Genomic DNA, 22,147 nt, shown 5'->3' with positions numbered 1-22,147 from the left:
ACCAAATATAGAGTTTTGAATATAAGCATATAGCTATTTTGAATTCGGCATAAAATGATTATTGTTCGCGGATAAGCATATATCCGCCTGCCATCAGGATAATTCCAATCAATAAAGCTAAAAGACCCAGGAATTTATCGATTATCATCTGAACGGCATCTATCGAAAAAGTGAGCCCTATACCAAAGATTACAAGAATAAGTCCGATTAAAAGTGCTGTTGCACCAAGCCAATCCATAATTTTTCACCTAACACTAAAAAGGGCAGAATAATATTAATAATTTTGGAAATTAAATTCAGTCCGCCAAGCGCTCACGAAAGAAAGAACTTTCAACTGCCGGAATCACGGGGAACCGGATCTGCAGGAATGACATGACCTGCAATAATTATCCTGTAGCATGCAATAACCAGCGCCACGATCACAGGCCCTATGATAAAACCTACCACGCCCATAGCCATTATTCCACCGAAGAAGGCAATGAACATGATAACACCACTTATTTTCGTGCGTTTTCCCATCAAGAACGGCCTGATCCACCAGTCGGGAATAGCACAAAGCAGAGGCCATGCAATGGCTATAATAATTATCAGGCCCTGCCAGTCCGAGATAGAGATCGCATACAGGGCGAGGAAGGCGATCATAACCACGGGCCCCAGCACAGGAATAAGAGCGAGTACAGTGGAAAGGACTGCGAAGAAAAGGATATGATCATAGCCGAGGATGTAGAATACAGGAAATGAGGCTATGAATACTATAAAGGCGACCACAATATGAACATTAAACACCGCATAAAGCATATCGACTATCGACTTTTCAAAGATTTTTATAGACGGCATCACTGAACGCGGCATTATAGATATAAAATCCAAGTGGATATTATCCCCTAATACAAGAAAGAGATACATTGAAAGGAAAAGAATAAACGTCTTCATTATAATCTGGGGTGCCATGGACAGCAGTTCCAGCGACCAGTCTTCGGTTTTTTCAAGGATCTCGAGAAAAACATCAGAAGATACGGCAAATGTTCCTGAGATTTCTTCTGCTTTGATGTTAAAAAGAAGGGAGTTCAGCCATGCAGTTATTGATTCGATCATGTTGAGGAAAAAGCCGGAATCATTGATTATTACAACAGCAGTGACATAAAACGCCACAACTATAAATACCGCAACCAGAGTAGTGATAATTGCAGCAGAAATCCCGGCCCTCATCTTCAGTCCGAGGTATCTTTGTGCAGGCATCAGGACAATTGCAAAGGCTGCAGCAACAATCAGTACTCCAATCAGGGTCGAAAAAACCGCAATCGCAGATACTGCCACAATCAGAATAATAAAATAGATCAGCAATAATCCAAAATCAGGCAGTCTCTGCATTTAAAAGATCATCTCTCAGATACTATTTAACAAATTCCCCTCTTTAAACGTCATAAGAAAAACCAATTGAATAGTGTTATTACCTGATCCAAATAGACAATTATTGGGAGTATTTAGGTATGATATTGACTTCTAAAGAGATCATAATCCTCTTCCTCGTGATTTACCTGATCTTTATCATTGCAGCACTTGCGATGGTCAAAAGGCGACAGTCAGGAAGAGTCAGGGACAGGGATGATATCAGGAAGGAGAAAAAATTCAAAACAAGGTTTTTCAGAAGTTTAACAGTAGGATTCCAGCTTGAATCCATAAAAACACTGGATGACATCATAAATATCTATGAAGCTACTGCCTCTTTAAGCGATGAGGATATGAACTACCGCTACGGGCTTTCCAGGTATATGAGGGAGTACCTTATAGCCCTCCTGTCAAAGGACGAAAAGATTATCCCGCAAACTACCAACGAAGGTGAGATACAGGAATGGAAGAAAATCCTGGATAGGATTATCTCTGAAAACGACATCCAGGCACCTTTTGCAGATCTTCCGCCCCTTGAAAGAAACATACTGAATGACATCACGATATTTCTTGCAAAAAACGACCAGTATCATATCAATGAGAAACTTAAGGAGCTCTCAAGGTTGATCAAAGCAAGGGACGGCGAACTAAACAGGATGTACCGGAGAAATGACGGATCATTCCAGATTGCACTGGTAAGCATCATCATTTCTTTAATCTTCGGAGTCGTAGCTGCTTATCAGTACATCTGAACCGGGCCAATTACCCCGGTTCAGCCATTTTGATAAAGAGTTGTAACCGTATCTATCTTCTGTGGCACGATGCTGCTGAAAGAGAGGGTATTGCCGGTCGTTATAAGCTCAAATGAAAAAGATTTCTTTCCGGAAATTTCATTTTCAGGGGACAGGCTGATTGCAAGAGTTGCGTACTCACCGCTCTCAAGATATAAAGGGAATTCAGGATCACCCTGCTTATCGGTTATTCCCCATGTGCCGGATGCCGGATTATCGGAATAAAGCGGATCTGATTTGGGTATGGTTACAACATTATCTTCGTCCGACCATATAACGGTAATTTTGGATATGTCAAGAGGATTACCAGTGCCGTATTTCTTACCTATAGTCATTACAAGAGAACTTATTTTCCCTGAGCTTTCGTTTTTAAGGCCATAAATTGGATTTTCAAGGATTAAAGGCGACGAGGATTCTTCTACTGCAGAGTATATAACCTGCTGCGACTTTTGAACTGAAAAAAAACCTGCACCCAGTATGACATATGAAAACACGGCTGCAACTACGATGAAAGCCACAAGAACCAGAGCAGCTTCCAGGCCGGTAAAACCCTCACTACCATGATGAACACCAATCCCCATAACCTGATAAATAATATAAAATTTACAATGTATAACTCTTGCTTACGTTAAAAATATCGCCTTCCATATAAATTCAGGATAATGGGATAAAAAAATCCTTTTAGTGGTTCCGCCAATCATATTATATGGAGAAAATCGAGTCACTCAGAGGCGTTCCCGGAATGCTCAGGCCATTCAAGGAATTTATAAAATCGCTTGAATTGAATGAAAAAGACCAGATTGTATTTTACGGGTGCCCCGGTACATGTACGCCTTTTGTAGAGCTTCTTGGTTATGCAGTAAGAGATCTCGGATGCAAAATTGTTTTTGTACCCTTTCTTGACGAAAATAAAGCTGTTGTACTTGAAAACAAAGAAAATGTGGGCCTGCAGGCTCTTGGTAAACCTGAAAAGATCGATCCTTCGCTTGTCGTGGTTATGGGCGGCCTCGCCATGCCCAATGTCCCGGTCTCAGCTGATGATGTAAAGAAGACAACCAGCAGGTATACTTCAAGGATCGCCGGAATCTGTTTCATGAGCATGTTCGAAAAAGAGAAATGGACGGATACTCTCAACTTTGATCTGATTATCGATGCAAAGATCGACCCAGTCGACATCTGGAAAAATTAATTTATCCTTTTTTAAGGGCGAATGAGAATCTGGAACCTTCGGTTACCCCTTTAAGAGACGATTCGCCGATTGTGAGACGGGACCCGTATCTATCGAGAAGTTTGTTGACGATGTACAACTGAAGCCCCGTACTTCTCAATTTGTTCTCATTAGCCTCTTTTTCAGCCGAGCAATGAACTATCGAATCCTTCTCTTCGGCAGATAATCCGGGACCATTGTCATCGATGTGTATGAGATATCTGTCACTAGCGTCCTCGACAACTACTGCAATTTTTGTATCCATTCCGCCGGTACGTAAACTGTTCCCGAATAGATTGGCAAATACCTCTACAAGGAGACTGCCGGCTTTAACCTTTGCCCCGGTCATCGTGTAACTTATATCGACATGCGAATAACGTTTTATTCCTTCAAGTACCGCATTATCAAGCGGTACTGAAACGGGCGGAGATGAGGCAGCCTTCAATTTCCGGACCGCACTGACAGACTGGATGATCTGAAAACTCCTCTCGGCGGCAAGGATTATTCCTTTGGTATATTTCTGTAAATTCGGCTCTTTGGAGGATTCAAGCAGGGATGCATAACCAAGTACTACGTTGTTATAATTATTCAGGTCGTGCGACATAACTTCAAGATAAAGATTTGCCTCTCCATTCGCTTCGAAGACCTCTTTTTCAGCTTTTATCTGCTCGTTAAGAGCCATTATGGCACGGTCTTTCATCTTACGATAGGCTTCCACCTCTTTTTTCAGGTCGGAGATGTCCTCGATAATAAGAAGGGCATATTCATCGCTGCCATCATTGCGCCGGTACGGAACAATTGAAGTTCTCTGCTCCATCGGCCTTCCATACGTTTTGTCCTCAGGTATTATAGACAAACCAAGGCTGGAAGAGAAATATTGGGGGATATGCCGGTATATTGAATCATTTAATCTATCCAGGAACAGATCGGCTTCAAGATGAGGAAATAACTCCGTGATCAACCTGCCGGAAACATCATCCATAATTAAACCTGTCCACAACTCCATCCGGCGATTCCAGAACCTGATATTTAAACTGGTATCGACTGCACAAACACCCACGGGGAGGTTGATCAGTACACCAAAATCTTCAGGAGTATTCATCTTGTCAGCTCCGTTCAGCCATGGACATTCCGCACACCGTCAAGCAGGCGTTCCAGGGAGCCCATCTCGAGGATCATAATAATATTCCCGGATATCTCAAGATCCCTGATTATAAAATTCGCACGCCCGATTATGACAAACTCTTCAGCGAATTTTTTGCAGCTCCTGATGAGATCCTCAATCCCGGACTCGCTGTAGACAGGAATCGAATAAGACAAACTGGTCCTCAGGACGTTGCTGATCGATCCCATCACACCACTTACGAGTATATTTCCAACTTCCTTTAAAACTTCAACTTTCATAGCATCGAGCTCAGGAGAGCCCTCGCTCTCCCCGGTAACAGCCATTGCAAGTTTTGCACCGCTGTCCTGGGGGAAAACAACAGCAGTTCTTCCTGAGAAAGACCCCGAATAATCAAGGCTTACAGTAGCAAGTTCCCCTTCCGTATCACAATTATGAATTTCATCCAGCCTGCCAATAGGTATTATTTTTACATCAGGAATGCTGAGCGTGACATGTGATCTGGTAATTTTATTCAGTATTCCGGCAGAACGTCCTAATCCGATATTTATCAGTTCACGGAATGCATCGATATCCCGCTCTGTGATCGCATAACTCATCATATCATCCCACATGAACAAGGTCTGAAATTTTTTCGAGAAGGTCATCCTTCACGACCGGTTTGTTAAGAAATCCTGATGCTCCGAGTTCAAGGCATTTCTCCCGGGTCGTATCCTGTATATCGGAAGTCAGGATAACTACGGGAATGCCCAGTTCCAGTCTGCCTGCTTCCTCCAGAAAATCAAATCCTCCTGAATCAGGCATATAGATATCCAGAAGAATCAGATTTGGCCTGTGATTCAAGGCAGCCTCGATCGCCTCAACTCCGTTTGCGGCCTCTATGTATTCATACCCATAATCCTTCAATATCGATATAATAATATTCCTCTGAAAGGCAGAATCATCGGTTACAAGAATCCTCATCATAATAAAATACCTCAATGGAATTATTTGATAGATTATTCTATAAAGCCGTACCTGTTTTATATCGAAATATTCCTCTCACTGAAATTACTGATTAACATAATCAGCCCGCAATCAGGAATTATTGAAATTAGATCGGCATTATTTGTGAAAATAGAAAAAAAATTTAGATGTATGGGTTGCGCAGACCCTTGTTGACTCCAAGGGTTGCACGCGCTTCAAGGGTCTTCTTGTTCTTGTCGATCTTGCCTGTTGCAAGTTTCGTGACAAGGTCGAGACCGGGCTTGACGCTTGCAATATCCTTTGTCTCGAAGTATCCGGCGTTAACTGCCTTGGACCAGACGTCCTCTCCCTTCTTTGTGCGGACAAAGACTGTGCTCCATCCGTCGGGGCTGCCGACTGAACCTGTTGATACATCAGCAAGATTTGCTACGTAGTCAAGACATACGTGGCATCCGGGCTGCTCGTACTTGTGTGTTGCAGCGAGCGGAATCTGTGAAAGCGCTCCGCGCTCGGTGTATACCGAGAATTTGCCCTTTCCGATGTCCATCTTGACTGCAGACTCCATCTTTGTCTGGCAATGGTCCTCGACGATTGTCTCAAGACCCATGTACGGGAAGTTCTCCATACAGAAGATACCGATTGCAAGAGCAATCTTGTCGGGTACCTTACGCATTGCCATAGGATAGAGCTGTGCCTTTCTGAGTGCCTGCATCTGGCACGGTGTTCCAACGATACCGACTTTGTCGAGACCGTATGAACGGGTTGCTTCCTTGATCAGCATCATGTTCGGGCTGATCGTGTATTTTGTGCCGCGTGCTGCAAGAAGCTCTGCCTTCGTTGTTGCAACGACAGGCTCGGGCTTCCAGGGCTCGTCTCCGGGGGCTGCTACGATAGCTCCGTCGATAATGCCCTCTTCGAGTGCATATGTAAAGAGCTGTGTTACAATTCCTCCGTCCTGTGAGCACTTAAGGATATCAGCATCTGCTGCACGTGCCGAGACTGCTGTCTTGTAATTTCCAAGAACCATTTTACTCACCTCCCTTTCCCATTGCACCGTCAATTGCTTCCATGATGCCTTCAAACTGGTTGATTACATCGAAGCTGAATTCGCTGCGTGGGCACTGTGCGTAACATGCACCGCATTTGATGCACATCTCACGGTCGATGTTGGGCCTTCCGTATTCCATCGTGATGGCACGGACAGGGCATGATGCTGCACATGTACCGCAACCCATGCAGAGACCCTGGTTGATGATATCATACATGAGGTCGCATCCGCAGGCCTCTGTTCCGCGCTTTGCAAGGTTCATGAGCGGCGTAAGGTACGCTGCCGCAAGAGCCTTCTGTTCGTCAGTTCCCTGAAGAAGCAGGTATGCCATGACACAGACGTTTCTGATTGCTTCTGCTCCGGGTGGGCAGGACGGGAGATATACATCCACGTCGATCAGATCGCCGATCGGCACAAACGATTCGTGCTGGGGCTGGTTCCACTGACCGCCGCGGCAGAATCTTGTAATGTTTCCATATGCTGCACATCCACCGAGGGCGACGACAACTTTTGCCTTCTCCCTGGTTTCTTTAATCTCACGGACCGAGCACTCGTCCTGAAGACATACAGATCCCTCTACAAGGGCTACATCCATTTCCGGGATGTGCCTTACATCAGCGAGTGTAAGACAGTATACAAGATCTGCGTAGTCATCGAGAATCTTGAACAGCCCTTCATAGTTATCTGCAAGTGACACAAGACATCCGGTACATCCGGACATGTGAACGTGTCCAACGGTAATTTTGTTTACCACAGGCTTTTCCTCCTTAATTTTTTCTTCCAGCTTTTGTTCTACCTTCACATCCGAGGGCTTTTTCGCAGGCTTGGCTCCGGCTGCGGCCTTTCCGGCTGCAGGTTTTCCGGGTTTTTCAGCTTCCTGCTCTTTCCCTTTGAAGATTTCCTTGAGACGCGATAGTAGTCCCATAATCCACCCCTACTTCGGCAAGCGCAAGGCGCATCGCCTTCGGAATGGCCTTTCTAACGCTTTCAGTGACCCAGAATTCAGCTTCATCAGCCTCATTATCCATCTGGGATATGTCAATGCTCTCCGGCTGGCATCCGAATATTACAATATCCGTCTTTTCCGCAAGAATCTGCAACGGTTCGCGAAGACCCCATGAATGAGGATCAGTATAGGCACCTGGTGACAAAACATCAGGTGTCACTCTCGTGATCTCTCCGGGTTCTCCTCCAAAGTTCATAATATCCAGTATTACCATCTTTTTTACGGGAATATCCGATTGCGCCATAAGCGTAAACAGATAATGCGGACCTGCGAGTCCTGCATCCAAGACTTTCACATTGTCGGGCAGAGAGAGTTTTTTAAGTTCGGCTATTACGGCCGGCCCGAAACCGTCATCAGTCTGGAGCGGGTTTCCGCACCCGACAATCATATTCTCGGCATACCAGTCAGACATCAACAATACACTCACTGAACAAGCTTCTGGGCCACTACCTTCTTCTCTTCATCGACCACCATCATGTGTGTAGCGCATGACACACATGGGTCGTAGGCACGAACAATAACCTCTGCAAGCTGCCAGGGTGCTCCTTCAAGTGCACGGCTGCATACAGGGAAGTTCCAGGTTGTCGGTACGAGAAGCGAATACCACTGGACGCGTCCGTCCTTTACCTTTGCAAGGTGTACGTCGGCTCCACGCGGGGCTTCATTTGCTGCCCATCCGAGCGAGCCGTCTCCCTGCGGGATCTCGTCTGCAATTACGCTTCCTGATGTATCGAGTGCATCTAATGCCTCGATTGCACTGTAGAAACAGTCCATGTATTCCATCTGGCGTGCGATCTGCAGACCCATTGCTCCCTTTCTGTCATAGTTACGGAAGATTGCAAGACGTGCACGGGGACCTACCTCAACAGGTGCTCCGTCGTACATCGGGACTGCTGTGCATGCTTCCATCTGCGGCCAGGCTTTGCCTCCGGCAGGTGTGGTTGCATGGTTCGGGTAGTTAGGATCGTCAAGTGTGATCTCCTGCTCGCCCATATACCAGTCCCACGGGCGGACCTCGGTCCAGCGCTCGGGGTACCACTTGGGTTCTGCATCCAGGTTTGTGCTCGCGTAGAGCGGGTCTACTGCCATGTATCCCTGGTCGTGGAAACCGAACTTTTCGGTCTTCTCGACTTCATATCCTGCTGCAACTGATGCAGTTGGACGTGCATCCCAGTCCTTAAGAACCGTGATCATGAACTCCATGTGCTCTCTTGCAAGATCCTTACCTTCTTTTAAGAGATCGTAGCATTTTGCCTTTGCACGGGGTGATATGTTCTTGTACATACCGCCGATACGCGGGTTGGACGGGTGAATCGGCTCGCCGCCTACAATCTCACCTATCGTCTGACCGATCTCACGGAGCTTCTGGATACGCAGTGCAACACTGCGGACAGGCTCTTCTGCCGTGAACGGGTTGATGTGAACATCTGTACCGGGCAGGTACATGTCAGGCAGAGTGAGGATGTTGTGCAGTGCGTGTGAGTGCAGTCTGTTTGCACACTGTAATATAACTCTCAGGAGGTATGCATCGTCCGGAATTTCACAGCCGATGGAACCCTCCATTGCTTCAATACCTGCAAGAGTATGCGCAATCGGACAGATACCACAGACACGTGAAGAGATCTTCGGTGCCTGGTGCATTGTCTTTCCGATTGCGAGTTTCTCGATACCCCTTACAGGTGTAATACTGAGCCAGTCACCGCGCTCGATTATTCCGTCATCATTGACTTTTAAAACGAGTTTGGTGTGACCCTCATGCCTTGTGGTTGGGGAAACCTCTACAACTTTCGACAAATTTATCGCCTCATTTATAAATTTTGTTCAAATGGCTATACTGGTGTAAAACACATTTTGTTTATTGCAACACACGTACATGAAACTCAGTACGCTAATTGGTAATTTCAGTTTTGTCCTTAAAAATAACTTTCGTTGTTGCATTGGCGCCGTATTACGAATCGGAGCGGAAGTAACAACAAATATCAATAAACACTCACAGGGGGAGCAAAACAAGGGTTAAAATAAAGGAGAAAGGTGGATTTTTGTGAGACCACGCCGTTTAGGTTCAATCAGAACGACTCGTTGATCTCTGCTCTCAGTTCAGCTATGGTCGCCTTTCTCTCGGCATATGCATCGTGCTGATGAATGCTCTCCTCGTTTGTCTGGCGAATCGTTATAAGCGAATCTCCGGGAAGGAAATCAAACTCTGTCAGAACGCTCTTCGCCATCTCCCTGACGCAGTCTTCCACAAACCTTGCATTCTTGTGTGCTGAAAAGACAACATGGCTTTCATCGCCTCTTTTCAGGAGTTCGTATATCTTTGCACTCATCGAGTTCTTCAGGACGCTTATTATCTTTTCAAGATCGACCCACTGGTCATCGTCAATTTCAATGCTGAGGAAGCCCTGACCCCTCTGGTTGTGGGTCGCCATAGGCACTGCATCAAGGAATTCGACGATCTTTTCCTGTTCGATTCCGAGTTCGGCAAGTTTATTCTGGGCGATCTCTTTCATGATGTTCTGTGCACAAGGGCATGCCGTGATTCCGGTAACCTCAGCCCCTATACTCTTCCTGATAATCGGTTTTCCGTTGTTGCGCTTCGCAACCGCACTTGCAACTACCTTGACAACCTCATCGCATTCTGTCTTTGACACCGGAGTCTCGCGTCTTACCATGAAGGTGCTGGTCATCAGGACTTCTGTTCTGTCAGCATATTCATGGTGGTCGAGAAGTTTTCGTGCGACCGAGTTGCAGACATCCTCGATGCCTTTTACCTCTCCTTCGACTGCCTTCTGGAGAACCTCATCGATAACCTCGAAGTTGCGAGACATGTTCGCACCCTTAAGACTGCTCGGGAGATCTACAAAGACATCAAAATTAGAGATGAAAATTACCGGTCGCTTGCCAGGCCTTGCTACTTCAATAAGCTTTTTGACATTTTTCACACCAACCCTTGTCAGGTTGATGCGAACCTCTGGTAAAGTGGATTGTGTATCCGGGAGATCCATCGAATATACCTCTTCGATCATAACATTACAGGTATTTCCGATACGCCCGCAACAGATTCATACAGGTTGCGTGATCGTATCTAATCCCTGTAACTATTTTTTGAAGACGATATAATATTTATGAAGTTAACCTGTTTTAGAAACTTTTTAAATAATCAAATAATATCGAATATATTTTAAATTCAGCCTTGTTTCAAAAGAATTTTCAGCTGGAGCAATCAAAAGGCAAATTATTTTTTTTTCCCTGAAATCACGGATACGCAGAATAAATGATTCTCATATTTCACCTTTTGCATAGCATTATGCAATAACATTTTAATTGGAAGCGCCCGAGAATAACCTATGAAAAGCCTGATCGTATATCATTCGGAGACAGGGAATACAAGAAGAGTCGCCGAATATATCCATGAAAAAACAGATTCTGACATAATCGAACTGAATCCGGAGAAAAAGTACTCCAGGATCGGAATGTACACATCCGGAATAAAGAGAGCACTGATGCAGCAGGGAGACGAGATTGGCATATCAAATATCGATCTCTCAAACTATGATATCGTCATCATAGGAACACCTGTATGGGGAGGTCACCCGACACCTGTGGTCAATGCAGGACTGGGCATAATCAAAGAAGCGAAAGGCAAAAAGGCCGTTGCATTTGCCACATACCGTGGTTCGGAAGGTGAAACCCTCAACATCCTCAGAAAAAGACTCGAAGACGCCGGGATGAATGTTCTTGGTGCATACGGTTTCAGCGAGAAGGAGACCGAAGACTCTGGAAAAATTGATGAGATGATTAAAGAGGCGGGGTTGTAAAGAGATTCCTACGATCCAGAAACTGCTTTCATTTAAAACAGAATTGAGGGCATAAGCCCCTTCGGGGCAGCCCTGTGCTCAGTTCGCTTCGCAAGCTACGCGAACTTTCGCAATGATGATAACCCGGCCTGGACGCTACCCTCCCAGGTAGCCTCGGCCGGGAGAAGAAAAACATTGAAGAATGAAAAATTTAGGAGCTAGAGGGGATGCTTGCCCATCCCCGATTGCGACCTATCACCACGGGAGGAGGGTCACAGGGAGGGGGATCTCCCCCTCCCTAAATGATTCAAAAAATCAGTATCGCATTATCTTCGTAGTCGAATCCAGTGCAGATTCAATCTCATCCTTTTCAAGAACCAGATCTTCATTCTCAAACCTGATCTTCAGCGCATGCCCGCCGGCAGTTCCGAGAATCTCGTATTCGATACCCTCAAGAGTTTTTTCATCCTCAACGGCCACAAGGAAGCGACCGTAACTCTCTGAAAAGAGCGTCTCAACGGGATCGCCGGAAAGTTTCAGGTCGGCAGTTCCGGCAAAGGACACGACCGCGGCCAGAAGACCACCATGGGAGACGTCGGTCGCAGACGAAACCCTGCCATTATTTACAAGAGACCTTACCTGCTCCAAAACGGAAGTGTCCGGAATAGCAGGGGCTTCTCCTCCACATCCTGTAATTTCATCAAGGAGTGAACCGCCCATGCCGCTTTTACATTTCCCTATCAGAGCAAGCTTCTGCCCTGCAGTCGCAGGTTTGTATATTTTCACATCACCTTTCCCGACCATACCGATGCAGGGAGTCGGAGGGATCTGGGTTCCGAATTCATCGCTCTCATTATAGAGGGAAACGTTACCGCCGACAACAGGAACTCCGAGGCTTCGACACATATCGCCCATGCCACGGACCGATTCGCTGATCTGCCAGAACACGTCGTCATGAACCGGACTTGCAAAATTCAGGCAGTTCACGATGCAGAGCGGTTCTGCTCCCATCGCGGCAAGGTTCGCGGCATTTTCATACACCGCATTGGCCGTCCCCTCATACGGCTTCAGGAAGATTTGCCTCGGAGAACATCCGCACGAAAGATACAATCCTGCATCACCGAGTTTCAGGCATGCGGCACCGCCTCCAACAGAAACAGATCTCAGCTGGACATCATGATCATACTGGCGGCTTACCCAGTCCTTCTTTGCGATCTCCGGGTGAGAGAGGACCTTCAGGCAAAGTTCCTTAAGCGGAGTCCTGGGTTTAGTATACTCCTTCGTAACATTATAGGAACTCCCGGACCATGTCTCCTCAGGCGCCCCGCCGACAAGGAGATCGATCGGGAGATCGCACACGATCTCGCCGTTGAATGAGATCACGTACTTCTTCTCTTCGGTGACCTCACCTATATCGCTCCATTTGAGATCGTACTTCTCAATTATCGATGTAATCTCCGCCACATCTTCGGGCCTGACCTCGACAAGCATTCTCTCCTGCGATTCGGCAAGGAAGATCTCGACCTCGTTCATGTTCTCCTCGCGGAGGTGAACCCTGTCGGCATAGAGTCTTGCACCGAATGTCTCCGACATCTCGGAAGATGCCCCTGCAAGCCCGGCTGCACCAAGATCCCTGCACGAGAGAATCTTTCCTGTTTCGGCAATTTCAAGAGTCGCCTCGATCAGCAGCTTTTCGGTATAGGGGTCGCCAACCTGGACTGCCGGCCTGTCTTCGGCCTCCGAGTCCTCGGAGAGATCGCGGGATGCAAACGATGCTCCCCCGAGACCGTCCCTGCCTGTCGAAGACCCGTAGAGAATCAGGCGGCTTCCCGGCTGCTTCACGCGGGCGGTAAGGAATTTATCAGGATGAACGATTCCTACGCAGACAACATTAACAAGAGGATTCCCCGCATATTTTTTATCAAAGACAAGGTCTCCCCTAACCACAGGAACACCGATACAGTTTCCGTAATCACCGATACCTGCAACTACATGTTCGAAGATGTACCTGTTCTTCTCGCCCGAGATCTCACCAAAGAAAAGAGGGTCCATAAGGGCGATCGGCCTTGAACCCATCGAGATGATATCCCTGACGATTCCTCCGACCCCTGTAGCGGCACCGTCGTAAGGATCCACGTAACTCGGATGATTGTGCGACTCCATCCCTATTGAAAGTGCTATATCATCGGAAAATTTCACGATTGCCGCATCGTCCCCGGGGCCGAGGAGGACGTTTTCTCCGTCGGTCGGGAGCGTCCTCAGCAGGGGCTTCGTGGAGCGGTAAGAGCAGTGCTCACTCCATAGGTTTTCAAAACATGCGTATTCAAGAGCTGTGAGTTTCCTCCCGAGCTTCTTTTCAATATATTCCTCATCACAGGGCGATAGCATACTGCAGAAATATCTGGTTTTCAGACGAGATAATATTGATTAAAAACGTTTATGAAACAAAAGTTTCATGGACTGTTTCATGTAAATCACAACGCGATTTTCATGTAAAAATTCGATTTTGGTATATTATTTCATGAGAGCAATTTCAATTCCCATTCTGAGTTCAAAGTCCTCAAAAGGTTTTGCTATATAACCTGAAGGCTTCGTTTCAAGAGCACGCTCGATTATATCGTTCTCCATATGCGAGCTCAGATATACAAAAGGCACTCCGGGCATAAACTTCTTGATCTCTTTTATCGCATCGATGCCGTCGAGATCGCCGTCAAGCGTAACGTCCATTAAAATAAGATCCGGAGACATCATCCTGGCTTCCTCAACAGCTGCTTCTCCTGAAGAAACAAATTTGCAGTTGGCATAGCCGAGATCCTTCAGCCGCCACATTATGAGTTCGGAAATTATCGCATCATCTTCAACAACGAGAATTTTTTTATCGTGCATTTGCCAATCCCTCATTGAAATATTATTAACAGATAGGCTGTCTACCCGAAAGTTAAAATTTGTTTCCTATTTATTCCATTTCGGCATTCAGGTTCTCTCTACCCGATCTGCCTGTAATGATCGGCGGGTATTTTTATCTCGAATACCGCACCGTTTCCGGGTTCACCCACCTCCTTTATCTCCATACCCGTAATTCCGAGAATCTCCCTTACGAGAAACAACCCGAGTCCTGTATTGCTGCCATATCCGTGATCGAAGATCTTTTCCTTAAGCTCGCCGGGTACACCAGTCCCGTTGTCACGAACAACGATGAACAGGAAATTCCTGCTTTTTCTGCATTTCACATCAATCTCGGTTACACTGCCGCCGTGGCGGATGGCATTATCCAGCAGGTTGAAGAAGATCTTTTCAATCATCGGGTCCGCATATATCTCAAGGCCATGACATTCATTGAAGAACGCGACATCCCTGAGTTGGGCTTTTGAGCGTGAAGATTCTATAACCTTTTCAAGATTCTGCCAGGCAGGACTTTCTACGCCGATATTCTGGTAATCCTTTGTAAAAGTAATCTGTTCCTGGATATTGGATGTGGCCCTCTTTATCATATCAAGATAATGCAGGAGTTCTGAGTTTTTCTCAGGAAGCCTTTTGCTCAGGATATCGGTAAATCCCCTGACGCCGGCGATCTGGTTCAGTATATCATGCCGGGTTATGCTGGAGAGAAGATTGAGTTTTTTATTTGCTTCAGACAATGCATTCTGCGACCTTCTTTTATCGGACACATCCTGCATTATACCGGTTATTCGGACAGGATTCCCGTCTGAACTACATTTCACAACTTTGCCGAGAACTGTTATCCATTTATATGTGCCTGCAGATGTCCTGAATTTATATTCGGATTCAAATTGTGCGGTTTTCGGATCTGATCTCTCGGGATCATTGCAGGTTGAATACAGATCCATAATTTTAGTATAGAACTCTTCCTGGAGGATTTCCCTCCATATAGCACCGTGACTATTCTCATTCCCGTCCAAAAGGCCAAACATCTCTTCATACTTGCCTTCGAAGACCATCTCGTCCTTCTCAAGATCCCAGTCCCAGACACACATTCCGGCACCCTCTATTGCCAGGTTGAGTCTGCCTCTGCTGAGGGCGAGCTCAGCTTCTGCACGCTTTCTTTCGGATATATCCCTTAGGATCGCCTGGTAGAGACCTTCTCCGGGATCGATTATCCCGGAACTTATCTCAACATCGATGAACGATCCTTCCTTATTCTGCATCCGGGACTCGAAACATACACCTTCGGATGATGAATTTTCGTACATCTGTGATATTTTACCCCATTCTGGCACGGGAAAACGGGACTCAAGGGTCTGGGAAACCGCCTCATCCCTCCTTATGCCCAACATAAGACAAAGACGTGTATTTATATCGATTATATAGCCGTCCCTGTCGAATATTATAACAGCGTCATTTGAATTCTCAAACAGACTTCTGAATTTTTTTTCGTTTCGGCGCAGGGCCATCTCCATCCTTTTCCTCTGGCTTATATCCATAGCAAGGCCTCTGATCCCCTGCACCGCACTGTTGTCGTCAAAATCATAACTGAAATGAACCATAACAGGAATAACCGCACCGTCGGGTTTAGCCAGTCTGTATTCCACTGCGCCCAGGAACATCCCTTTATAGAACCATTCCAGATTTTTACGGGCACGATCCCTGTCGTCTTCAACCAGAATGTCCCAGAACTTCATCCCATCTGTAAGTTCTTCAGGTGTTTTTCCGGCAAGATTGATTGAATAACGTGTTGAAAATGTGAAATTTCCGTCAATATCCAGCTCGAATATCATCTCTGGCAGTTGATTTGTGAGGTGCCGGTACCGCGCTTCGCTATCATGGATCTTCTCCTCTGCGACAACTCTTGAGGTGACATCCCGGATATAAGCCCTCATAATGCCTTTTGACGGATCTACAACGCTCGAGAGGATTTCGACATAGATTGTATTCCCATCCTGTTGTTTCAGCCGGGTATCCGTAAAACCGCTTTTGGAGGGGCTGATATCATAGAACGCCTTTTTCAGATCATCCTTTTCAATGAAATTCCCCAGGTCCTCAATTTTCAGAAAAGTAAGGTACTTCTTCTCCAGGCCGAATAATCTTGATGCAGCATTGTTTACGCCGAGAATATCCCCTGAAGAATTGTAGACAAGAATTGCGTCCTGGATCTCCTCGAAGAAATTTTCATAATTACTGATGCTGCCGATCAGGATATTTTTATTCTCGTTGTTTGTCTTTGAGATCATTGCTATGCTGATCCCGACAGCAACATATGTCACTGTCATAGAGAATGCAATCAGGATATCTACAACATCGAAATGAACCAGAAACAGGGATATTATAAAATATACTGCACCCAAAGAAGAGTTGACTGTAAGACCCCGTTCATAGCATTTCATGTTTATGAAGATCAGCGGAAAATAGAAGAGATTGGACAAAAGGAGAAAAAAACCGCTGGTTGTAAAGACCAGAGCAGTCTCTGAGAGCACGACCATGAAAATGACAAGCCCGATCATAGCCAGATAAGAAACATCCTTTTTACCGGATTCTTCACCGATTATTTCCAAAAACGGCTGCATCACCTTCAAAAATAATTCCTCCCCAGGTAACTATTGGATGTATTGTTCCTTTTTACCATTAAAAGTACATGTTTTGTTTCCCCTATCTAAACGGAGTTCAGGAGTGATAATCAATCTTTTGCATATTCGGATTTTTATTCTTTGACTGGGCGAGGGTCAGCAAAGTGAGTTATATCTAATTAAAGCATCAATATTATTAGACATGACAGACCCTTATGAAGCCCTTTTAAAAAAGGCATACAGCAACATCACGGAGACTTCCGGTGATGAGGGACGCTTTCAGGTACCCGAAGCCAGGGTGTATATTGAGGGGAAGACAACAGTTCTTGAAAATTTCTCCGATATCGTCTCCACCCTCAGAAGAGAGCCCGACCATGTTATGAAATACCTGCTTGGAGAGCTTGGAACGGCCGGAAAAATAGACGGGAATCGTGCTATATTCAACGGAAAATTTGATCGCGATCTTATTGCAGATCTTGTGAATAAGTATACCGAAGATTACGTGATCTGTTCCGAGTGCGGGAAACCCGATACTAGGCTCGTGAAAGACGGAAGGATCATGATGCTCAGGTGCGATGCATGCGGAGGGCACAGACCTGTAAGAAAGAGGAGAGCCAGGGGAGACGCAACCGCAAATCTTGTCGAGGAAGGAAAAGAGATCGATGCCGAGATCCAGTTCCTCTCCAAAAGAGGAGACGGCGTTGCAAAGGTTGGCAAATATACGCTTTACGTTGCAAATACGAAACCGGGCCAGAAGGTCAGGGTGAAGATAACAAGAGTTGCAGGCACTATCGCCTTTACGGAACCAATCAGAAAATAATATTTTTTATATTCTTTTTTATTCAGGAATTGTTAAGAATCTCTATAAGCCCCGTACAATTGCCGGAAATTGCAGATGCCGCTTCACGAATTGCATCGAGCGGGTTTTTACCATTCTTTGTAGTTACAAGAAGTACAGGATCTGTAAAATGGAATTCACTGCTGTAGTTTGCGACATCGACTTCGGGATTCTTCAGAATCTCATCCACAAGTACATTCATGAAGGTATGCCCTTCCCCGACAAACATTATGCGTGCGAGATCGTCCTTTAGTTCTATTACTTTTATCTCCATAGGTACCCATATTCTTGGATTTTATACGAGTATATAAGTATTGGTCGAATCAGCCACAAAAATCAGAACTCGAATGTCATAAAATCCGTGGCGGCGTGCGGGTATGACATAGGAATCCTGTGGCTCATGTGGACAAAATAGTACTCTTTCGGCGAGAGTTTTTGTGCAAGGTCTTCTGCTTCGGCTATATTCATGTGCTTTCCTATGTGAACGTCAGGGAGCATCAGGGCGTCTAAGAAAAGGAGATCGCAGTTCATCAGCTCCTCCACCGTCCTTTCAGGAATGTTCGGGTTCGTATCTGAAGTGTAACCGATCTTTTTTCCGTTGTACCGGATTACAATCCCATAGGTGTCTATTGGGGGGTGATTGACTGTAACGAACGTGATCTCCATTCCGAAAAGGATTAAAGGCTCATACGGTTCGACGATGTTTTTCTTAAATCTCAAAAAATGAAAGAAGCCTGATATATCATTCATCACTTTTTCAGGCGTATATGCAGGCGGGAAGTCCTGCACCCTGTAGAACTCGTTGAATCCCGCGATATGATCGTAATGTGCATGTGTCCAAAGGACAGCGCCTATTTTCGGTGCACCGGTCCGGATCAGCTGCTCCTTCAAATCCGGGGATGTATCTATGAGTATATTATTTCCCTCATTTTCGATCAAGAAAGACGTCCTTAGACGTGATCGGCCTTCTTCGGTTGCAAGGGTGCAGACCCCGCAGTCGCACCCCACACGCGGGGTTCCGACAGTATCGCCGGTACCGAGAATTGTTATCTTCATATCGAGGCGCTCTGGCGAATCGTGTCCCTTTCACGGACGCTGCCCATACCCTGCTCGACATCGAATTCGGAAAGCTCGAAGCTGTCCCTCATAAGAGCAGAGATTATGGACTCCTTTATCATTATCCTGAGATCGGCACCTGAAAAACCTTCGGTCTCCGCTGCAAGCTCCTCAAAATCACAAGTACAGTCAAGAGTGCTCGTGATCTTTTTCAGGATCTCCACCCTCATCTCGTAATCAGGAAGCGGGAACTCGATGACATCGTCAAAACGTCTCCAGGCGGCCTCGTCGAGGAGGGCCGGGTGATTCGTCGCACCTATCAGGACCACGCCGTTCCTGACGAAGCTGACCGTATCTATGTTTTTAAGGAGCATATTGACCGCACGCTTCATGGCACCGTTGTCCTCGGTCACGCGGCTCTTGGCAACGAAATCGAACTCGTCGATAAACAGTATGCACGGCGAAAGTCTCCTTGCAATATCGAATATACGATCGATATTCTTCGAAGTCTCGCCGAGGTACTGCGATGTCACCATTGCAAGCCGGACCTCGAGCAGCGGCATCTTAAGCGCCTTCGACATTGCAAGAGCCAGCGATGTCTTTCCTGTTCCCGGCGGACCGACGAAGAGAAGTTTTCCGAACTCGAATATTCTTCTTTCCTTAAGGAACTCCCTGTTTTTCAGGGCGATCTCGATCTTTTTTATTCCCTCTTCCTGTTTGGGAGTGCAGACCAGATCGTCGAGCGAATATTCGATCTCTTCGGGAGAACTGATTATGATAAGCCCGCGTGCCGCCTTGAGCTCCTCGTCGTCACCTATGATGTGGTTTACCTTCGCCTCAAGGTACTCCTTCGAATCGATGAACCGTGGAACAATCTCGAGGGATTCTTTGTAGGATATACCGGCATCTCCGGCCTTCTCATAATACCTGGCAAGAACAGGATTTCTCATTATCCGCTCTTTCCCGGCCTGGCGGAGGAACCATGCCGCTGCGGCGTCAAGGGTGGTGATTCCGAACCTCTTCCCGAATTCATCGAACTTGACAAAGGGGTTCTGTTTGACAATTTCTATTGCATTGTCAGCAATGGAAACCTTGCTGATGAGGGACTCTCCGATTGTTATTGGCCTGTCAATATCTGTATTGTAATCGCCGGTGCCGAAAAATTTCCAGTATTTTTTGGGCAGGTCGAGTTTCGTGAGCTCTTCATTTTTATTGATAATATCCGCGGTTATGAGAAACTCAAGAATATCGATCGCCAGTTCCTTGTCGTCGGCATTCATATGTACAACATCATATTTTACCGCTCAAACGGGATAATATTATCTCACGCTATATTATCCAGAAAACTGAAAAAATAATTTAATATTATTCGTTGTAATACAATATTAAACAGTCGTTACAATGCACCCGTCATCCGTAACGATCATCGTATGCTCGGCCTGAGATACAAGCGATCCTGGCACGTCATGAAGTACAGGATAACCCCTGAGGATATTCTGCTTCACCAACTGGGCAATTGCAAGATCGGATTTCTCTTCGTAATACCAGTGCCTGGAGAACGGGAGACTGTTTCGTTCGGCAACTATTTTCATGAGCTTTCTTGCGGAAGGAAGCCTTATCTGACGCGAAGATATCTGGCTGTAGATCTCGGTCCGGGATGCATCCGAGACAATCCCAGAGCCTGTGGATGCAAAGGGTTCGATTGCAAAGACCATACCTTCCTCGAGTTCCGTCCCGCCCTGCATACCGACATTGGGGATCGTCGGAATCCCGTGGAGCAGGTACTGGCCAAGTCCGTGGCCTGTAAGGTTTGCCACCGGGCGGTACCCGCGGCTCTCGATCTCTGCCTGGACTGCTGCACCGATCTGCCCTGTTCTTACTCCCGGACGGACCATATCGATTGCCGCATGAAGCGCGGCCTTCGAGGCCTCCACCAGAAGATCGTTCTTCCCAAGATCGACGGTGACCGCTGTATCGGCGATGTACCCGTCTATGTGGACTCCAAGATCAACCTTGACTACATCACCGGCCTTAAAGACCCGTTCGTCACCGGGAGAGGCGGTATCGTGAGCGGCGGCCTCGTTGAGGGAGATATTCAGGGGGAATGCAATTCCGGCACCCATTGACAGTATCTTCTGCTCGCTCTCGACGACAACATCAAGGATCTTTGCCCCGGCCTTTACTTTACCGGCTGCAAATTCCCTGCATTCTTTCGCTATCTTTCCTGCTTCAAGATATTTATTTAATATTTCATCATCGATCATATTCTGATATCCTCCGGATAATCTGTAAAGCAATCAAATCCGGTCTTTGTAACCATTCCTATGTCTTCCAGCCTTACCCCGCCGATCTTTTTATAGTAGAGGCCGGGCTCCACGGTTACGATATTTCCTTCGACGAGTTTTCCCCCGGAAGGTGAGAGTGACGGCCCTTCATGAACTGCAAGCCCCACCCCGTGGCCGAGACTGTGGATGAAGCCTTCCTTCCCTGAAGTATAGCCGTTCTCGTCGAAAAAGTTCACTACATATTCGTGGATCTCTTTTCCGGTCCGTCCTTCGGCAATCATTCCTTTTGCATGTATTTTTGCGTCCCTGACGCATGAATACATCGCCTCGATCTCGGGATCGGGTTCTCCTCTTACCACCGTCCTCGTCATATCCGAATAATAGCCGCTCTTCGAGTCACAAGGGAATACGTCTATGACAACGGGCTCGTTTTCGAGTATTACACCGCTGCCGATGCAGTGCGGGATTGCGGTCTCCTTCCCGCAGGATACTATGGTATCGCTTGCGGCAAGCCCTCTCCTTAAGAAGAAGCAGTGCATCTCGTTTCTTATGTAATCGGAAGTCAGGGGTTCGCCCCTGAGATACAGTTCGCCGTCTCTGCAGTCCGCACCTCTTATCAGCGAGATGGCAAGGTCCATCGCTTCTTCGGTTGTCTTCTGGACATTCCTGATGTTGTCCGCCTGGGCCAGGGTCTTCACGGATCTCATCCCGGAGACCGTTCCCTCGTCAACGGCAGTCCTGCAGAAGGTTTCGATCTTTTTTGCAAAGGATACGGGGACATCCGGCGATAAGAGAATGCCGTCTCCCGCAAGGCGGGACACCATCGACGCCATCGCCGAAAGTCCGTCCTTGTGCTTTTCGAGGTCGTCGAAAAATCCGGCATCTCCGCGGTTTATCACTTCGCAACGGGATTCCTGTAGAGCGCGGTCGTACTCCATCTGCGGGACGATAAGAATGCCTCCCTCTCCACGTTTTTTAAGATATACAAGCGGGTCGTTTACCTGAAATTCCGTAAGATACATCATATCCGGGTTGGAAGAATCGGCATAAGCGAGATATGCCGCCATGCCGGCCCTTTCAAGTGCTTTGTCGATTGGGTCTTCCATATTGTTCCCTGAA

23 protein-coding genes are annotated in these 22,147 nt (G+C 46.6%); 4 read left to right on the top strand and 19 right to left on the bottom strand.

Annotated elements, in window-relative coordinates; translation table 11 throughout:
• Positions 1-58: 58 nt before the first annotated feature.
• Together MPET_RS03050 and MPET_RS03045 are read right to left on the bottom strand one after the other, a co-directional pair.
• On the bottom strand, positions 59-238 hold the full coding sequence (locus MPET_RS03050; RefSeq protein ID WP_013328553.1) for a hypothetical protein: 180 nt from the start codon (positions 236-238) through the stop codon (positions 59-61).
• Between the two features lie 92 nt (positions 239-330).
• Positions 331-1,371, bottom strand: coding sequence for an AI-2E family transporter (locus MPET_RS03045; RefSeq protein ID WP_013328552.1), 1,041 nt, complete (start codon positions 1,369-1,371; stop codon positions 331-333).
• A 119-nt stretch (positions 1,372-1,490) separates the two neighbouring features.
• On the opposite strand from MPET_RS03045, the gene MPET_RS03040 reads away from it, so the two are divergent.
• Positions 1,491-2,141, top strand: coding sequence for a hypothetical protein (locus MPET_RS03040; RefSeq protein WP_013328551.1), 651 nt, complete (start codon positions 1,491-1,493; stop codon positions 2,139-2,141).
• A 20-nt stretch (positions 2,142-2,161) separates the two neighbouring features.
• Here the strand turns inward: MPET_RS03040 and MPET_RS03035 are convergent, their stop codons facing one another.
• Entirely contained in the window at positions 2,162-2,761 is a 600-nt protein-coding gene (locus MPET_RS03035) for an archaellin/type IV pilin N-terminal domain-containing protein (RefSeq protein WP_013328550.1), read from the bottom strand.
• A gap of 125 nt (positions 2,762-2,886) precedes the next feature.
• Between MPET_RS03035 and MPET_RS03030 the strand changes: the two genes are divergently transcribed.
• Positions 2,887-3,369 carry a DUF2124 domain-containing protein gene (locus tag MPET_RS03030; protein ID WP_013328549.1) on the top strand — a complete coding sequence of 161 codons (483 nt, stop codon included), beginning with the start codon at positions 2,887-2,889 and terminating at the stop codon, positions 3,367-3,369.
• A 1-nt stretch (position 3,370) separates the two neighbouring features.
• Here the strand turns inward: MPET_RS03030 and MPET_RS03025 are convergent, their stop codons facing one another.
• The 8 genes from MPET_RS03025 to mptA form a co-directional block, all read right to left on the bottom strand.
• A complete protein-coding gene (locus MPET_RS03025) occupies positions 3,371-4,489 on the bottom strand; it encodes a sensor histidine kinase (RefSeq protein ID WP_013328548.1) in 1,119 nt (372 codons plus the stop codon).
• A 14-nt stretch (positions 4,490-4,503) separates the two neighbouring features.
• Positions 4,504-5,112 carry a chemotaxis protein CheC gene (locus tag MPET_RS03020; RefSeq protein WP_225353846.1) on the bottom strand — a complete coding sequence of 203 codons (609 nt, stop codon included), beginning with the start codon at positions 5,110-5,112 and terminating at the stop codon, positions 4,504-4,506.
• A gap of 1 nt (position 5,113) precedes the next feature.
• The gene (locus MPET_RS03015) at positions 5,114-5,476 is read right to left on the bottom strand and encodes a response regulator (RefSeq protein WP_013328546.1); all 363 of its coding nucleotides are present in this window, start codon (positions 5,474-5,476) and stop codon (positions 5,114-5,116) included.
• Between the two features lie 163 nt (positions 5,477-5,639).
• Positions 5,640-6,503 (bottom strand): coenzyme F420 hydrogenase subunit beta, encoded by an 864-nt coding sequence (gene frhB / locus MPET_RS03010; protein WP_013328545.1) that lies wholly within the window; start codon positions 6,501-6,503, stop codon positions 5,640-5,642.
• A 1-nt stretch (position 6,504) separates the two neighbouring features.
• Positions 6,505-7,278: a coenzyme F420 hydrogenase subunit gamma gene (frhG, locus tag MPET_RS03005; RefSeq protein ID WP_048130951.1), complete on the bottom strand. Its 774-nt coding sequence runs from the start codon at positions 7,276-7,278 to the stop codon at positions 6,505-6,507.
• 115 nt (positions 7,279-7,393) lie between these two features.
• A complete protein-coding gene (gene frhD, locus MPET_RS03000; RefSeq protein ID WP_013328543.1) occupies positions 7,394-7,942 on the bottom strand; it encodes a coenzyme F420-reducing hydrogenase, FrhD protein in 549 nt (182 codons plus the stop codon).
• A gap of 11 nt (positions 7,943-7,953) precedes the next feature.
• Complete coding sequence (gene frhA / locus MPET_RS02995; RefSeq protein ID WP_013328542.1) at positions 7,954-9,324, bottom strand: coenzyme F420 hydrogenase subunit alpha; 1,371 nt, start codon at positions 9,322-9,324, stop codon at positions 7,954-7,956.
• Between the two features lie 272 nt (positions 9,325-9,596).
• Positions 9,597-10,535: a GTP cyclohydrolase MptA gene (gene mptA / locus MPET_RS02990; protein ID WP_013328541.1), complete on the bottom strand. Its 939-nt coding sequence runs from the start codon at positions 10,533-10,535 to the stop codon at positions 9,597-9,599.
• 342 nt (positions 10,536-10,877) lie between these two features.
• Here mptA and MPET_RS02985 point away from each other — a divergent pair, with 342 nt between their 5' ends.
• The gene (locus MPET_RS02985) at positions 10,878-11,348 is read left to right on the top strand and encodes a flavodoxin family protein (RefSeq protein ID WP_013328540.1); all 471 of its coding nucleotides are present in this window, start codon (positions 10,878-10,880) and stop codon (positions 11,346-11,348) included.
• A 294-nt stretch (positions 11,349-11,642) separates the two neighbouring features.
• Here MPET_RS02985 and purL read toward each other — a convergent pair whose 3' ends face one another.
• The 3 genes from purL to MPET_RS14370 all read right to left on the bottom strand — a co-directional run bounded on the left by purL (position 11,643) and on the right by MPET_RS14370 (position 16,849).
• Positions 11,643-13,715 carry a phosphoribosylformylglycinamidine synthase subunit PurL gene (gene purL, locus MPET_RS02980; RefSeq protein WP_013328539.1) on the bottom strand — a complete coding sequence of 691 codons (2,073 nt, stop codon included), beginning with the start codon at positions 13,713-13,715 and terminating at the stop codon, positions 11,643-11,645.
• Positions 13,716-13,841: 126 nt separating this feature from the next.
• Complete coding sequence (locus tag MPET_RS02975) at positions 13,842-14,213, bottom strand: response regulator (RefSeq protein ID WP_013328538.1); 372 nt, start codon at positions 14,211-14,213, stop codon at positions 13,842-13,844.
• A 98-nt stretch (positions 14,214-14,311) separates the two neighbouring features.
• Positions 14,312-16,849, bottom strand: a complete 2,538-nt coding sequence (locus MPET_RS14370) for a PAS domain-containing sensor histidine kinase (RefSeq protein WP_052297232.1) — start codon at positions 16,847-16,849, stop codon at positions 14,312-14,314.
• A gap of 202 nt (positions 16,850-17,051) precedes the next feature.
• Here MPET_RS14370 and MPET_RS02965 point away from each other — a divergent pair, with 202 nt between their 5' ends.
• Positions 17,052-17,669 (top strand): translation initiation factor IF-2 subunit beta, encoded by a 618-nt coding sequence (locus MPET_RS02965; RefSeq protein ID WP_013328536.1) that lies wholly within the window; start codon positions 17,052-17,054, stop codon positions 17,667-17,669.
• Positions 17,670-17,691: 22 nt separating this feature from the next.
• Here MPET_RS02965 and MPET_RS02960 read toward each other — a convergent pair whose 3' ends face one another.
• The 5 genes from MPET_RS02960 to MPET_RS02940 form a co-directional block, all read right to left on the bottom strand.
• On the bottom strand, positions 17,692-17,961 hold the full coding sequence (locus MPET_RS02960; RefSeq protein ID WP_013328535.1) for a DNA-directed RNA polymerase subunit L: 270 nt from the start codon (positions 17,959-17,961) through the stop codon (positions 17,692-17,694).
• Between the two features lie 62 nt (positions 17,962-18,023).
• On the bottom strand, positions 18,024-18,743 hold the full coding sequence (locus MPET_RS02955) for an MBL fold metallo-hydrolase (RefSeq protein WP_013328534.1): 720 nt from the start codon (positions 18,741-18,743) through the stop codon (positions 18,024-18,026).
• A complete protein-coding gene (locus tag MPET_RS02950) occupies positions 18,740-20,023 on the bottom strand; it encodes an ATP-binding protein (protein ID WP_013328533.1) in 1,284 nt (427 codons plus the stop codon). Before MPET_RS02950 ends, MPET_RS02955 begins: the two co-directional genes overlap by 4 nt.
• Positions 20,024-20,128: 105 nt before the next feature.
• Positions 20,129-21,007: a type II methionyl aminopeptidase gene (gene map / locus MPET_RS02945; RefSeq protein WP_013328532.1), complete on the bottom strand. Its 879-nt coding sequence runs from the start codon at positions 21,005-21,007 to the stop codon at positions 20,129-20,131.
• Entirely contained in the window at positions 21,004-22,134 is a 1,131-nt protein-coding gene (locus MPET_RS02940; RefSeq protein ID WP_013328531.1) for a M24 family metallopeptidase, read from the bottom strand. The genes map and MPET_RS02940 overlap by 4 nt, the downstream gene beginning before the upstream one ends.
• Positions 22,135-22,147 lie beyond the last annotated feature (13 nt).

The sequence above is a fragment of the Methanolacinia petrolearia DSM 11571 genome (assembly GCF_000147875.1).
Taxonomy (GTDB): Archaea; Halobacteriota; Methanomicrobia; order Methanomicrobiales; family Methanomicrobiaceae; genus Methanolacinia; species Methanolacinia petrolearia.
The sequence above is the reverse complement of the archived record's forward strand: the minus strand, read 5'-3'. Positions and strand labels throughout refer to the sequence as shown.

Bases quoted from the DNA above. Each gene is read 5' to 3' on its own strand.
- MPET_RS03020 (WP_225353846.1), bottom strand. From the start codon at position 5,112: ATGATGAGTTATGCGATCACAGAGCGGGATATCGATGCATTCCGTGAA.
- MPET_RS03045 (WP_013328552.1), bottom strand. From the start codon at position 1,371: ATGCAGAGACTGCCTGATTTTGGATTATTGCTGATCTATTTTATTATT.
- mptA (WP_013328541.1), bottom strand. From the start codon at position 10,535: ATGGATCTCCCGGATACACAATCCACTTTACCAGAGGTTCGCATCAAC.
- MPET_RS02975 (WP_013328538.1), bottom strand. From the start codon at position 14,213: ATGCACGATAAAAAAATTCTCGTTGTTGAAGATGATGCGATAATTTCC.
- frhB (WP_013328545.1), bottom strand. From the start codon at position 6,503: ATGGTTCTTGGAAATTACAAGACAGCAGTCTCGGCACGTGCAGCAGAT.
- MPET_RS02955 (WP_013328534.1), bottom strand. From the start codon at position 18,743: ATGAAGATAACAATTCTCGGTACCGGCGATACTGTCGGAACCCCGCGT.
- map (WP_013328532.1), bottom strand. From the start codon at position 21,007: ATGATCGATGATGAAATATTAAATAAATATCTTGAAGCAGGAAAGATA.
- MPET_RS02985 (WP_013328540.1), top strand. From the start codon at position 10,878: ATGAAAAGCCTGATCGTATATCATTCGGAGACAGGGAATACAAGAAGA.
- MPET_RS02950 (WP_013328533.1), bottom strand. From the start codon at position 20,023: ATGAATGCCGACGACAAGGAACTGGCGATCGATATTCTTGAGTTTCTC.
- MPET_RS02960 (WP_013328535.1), bottom strand. From the start codon at position 17,961: ATGGAGATAAAAGTAATAGAACTAAAGGACGATCTCGCACGCATAATG.
- purL (WP_013328539.1), bottom strand. From the start codon at position 13,715: ATGCTATCGCCCTGTGATGAGGAATATATTGAAAAGAAGCTCGGGAGG.
- MPET_RS14370 (WP_052297232.1), bottom strand. From the start codon at position 16,849: ATGCAGCCGTTTTTGGAAATAATCGGTGAAGAATCCGGTAAAAAGGAT.
- MPET_RS03050 (WP_013328553.1), bottom strand. From the start codon at position 238: ATGGATTGGCTTGGTGCAACAGCACTTTTAATCGGACTTATTCTTGTA.
- frhD (WP_013328543.1), bottom strand. From the start codon at position 7,942: ATGTCTGACTGGTATGCCGAGAATATGATTGTCGGGTGCGGAAACCCG.
- MPET_RS02965 (WP_013328536.1), top strand. From the start codon at position 17,052: ATGACAGACCCTTATGAAGCCCTTTTAAAAAAGGCATACAGCAACATC.
- MPET_RS03025 (WP_013328548.1), bottom strand. From the start codon at position 4,489: ATGAATACTCCTGAAGATTTTGGTGTACTGATCAACCTCCCCGTGGGT.
- MPET_RS03030 (WP_013328549.1), top strand. From the start codon at position 2,887: ATGGAGAAAATCGAGTCACTCAGAGGCGTTCCCGGAATGCTCAGGCCA.
- MPET_RS03035 (WP_013328550.1), bottom strand. From the start codon at position 2,761: ATGGGGATTGGTGTTCATCATGGTAGTGAGGGTTTTACCGGCCTGGAA.
- MPET_RS03040 (WP_013328551.1), top strand. From the start codon at position 1,491: ATGATATTGACTTCTAAAGAGATCATAATCCTCTTCCTCGTGATTTAC.
- MPET_RS02940 (WP_013328531.1), bottom strand. From the start codon at position 22,134: ATGGAAGACCCAATCGACAAAGCACTTGAAAGGGCCGGCATGGCGGCA.
- MPET_RS03015 (WP_013328546.1), bottom strand. From the start codon at position 5,476: ATGATGAGGATTCTTGTAACCGATGATTCTGCCTTTCAGAGGAATATT.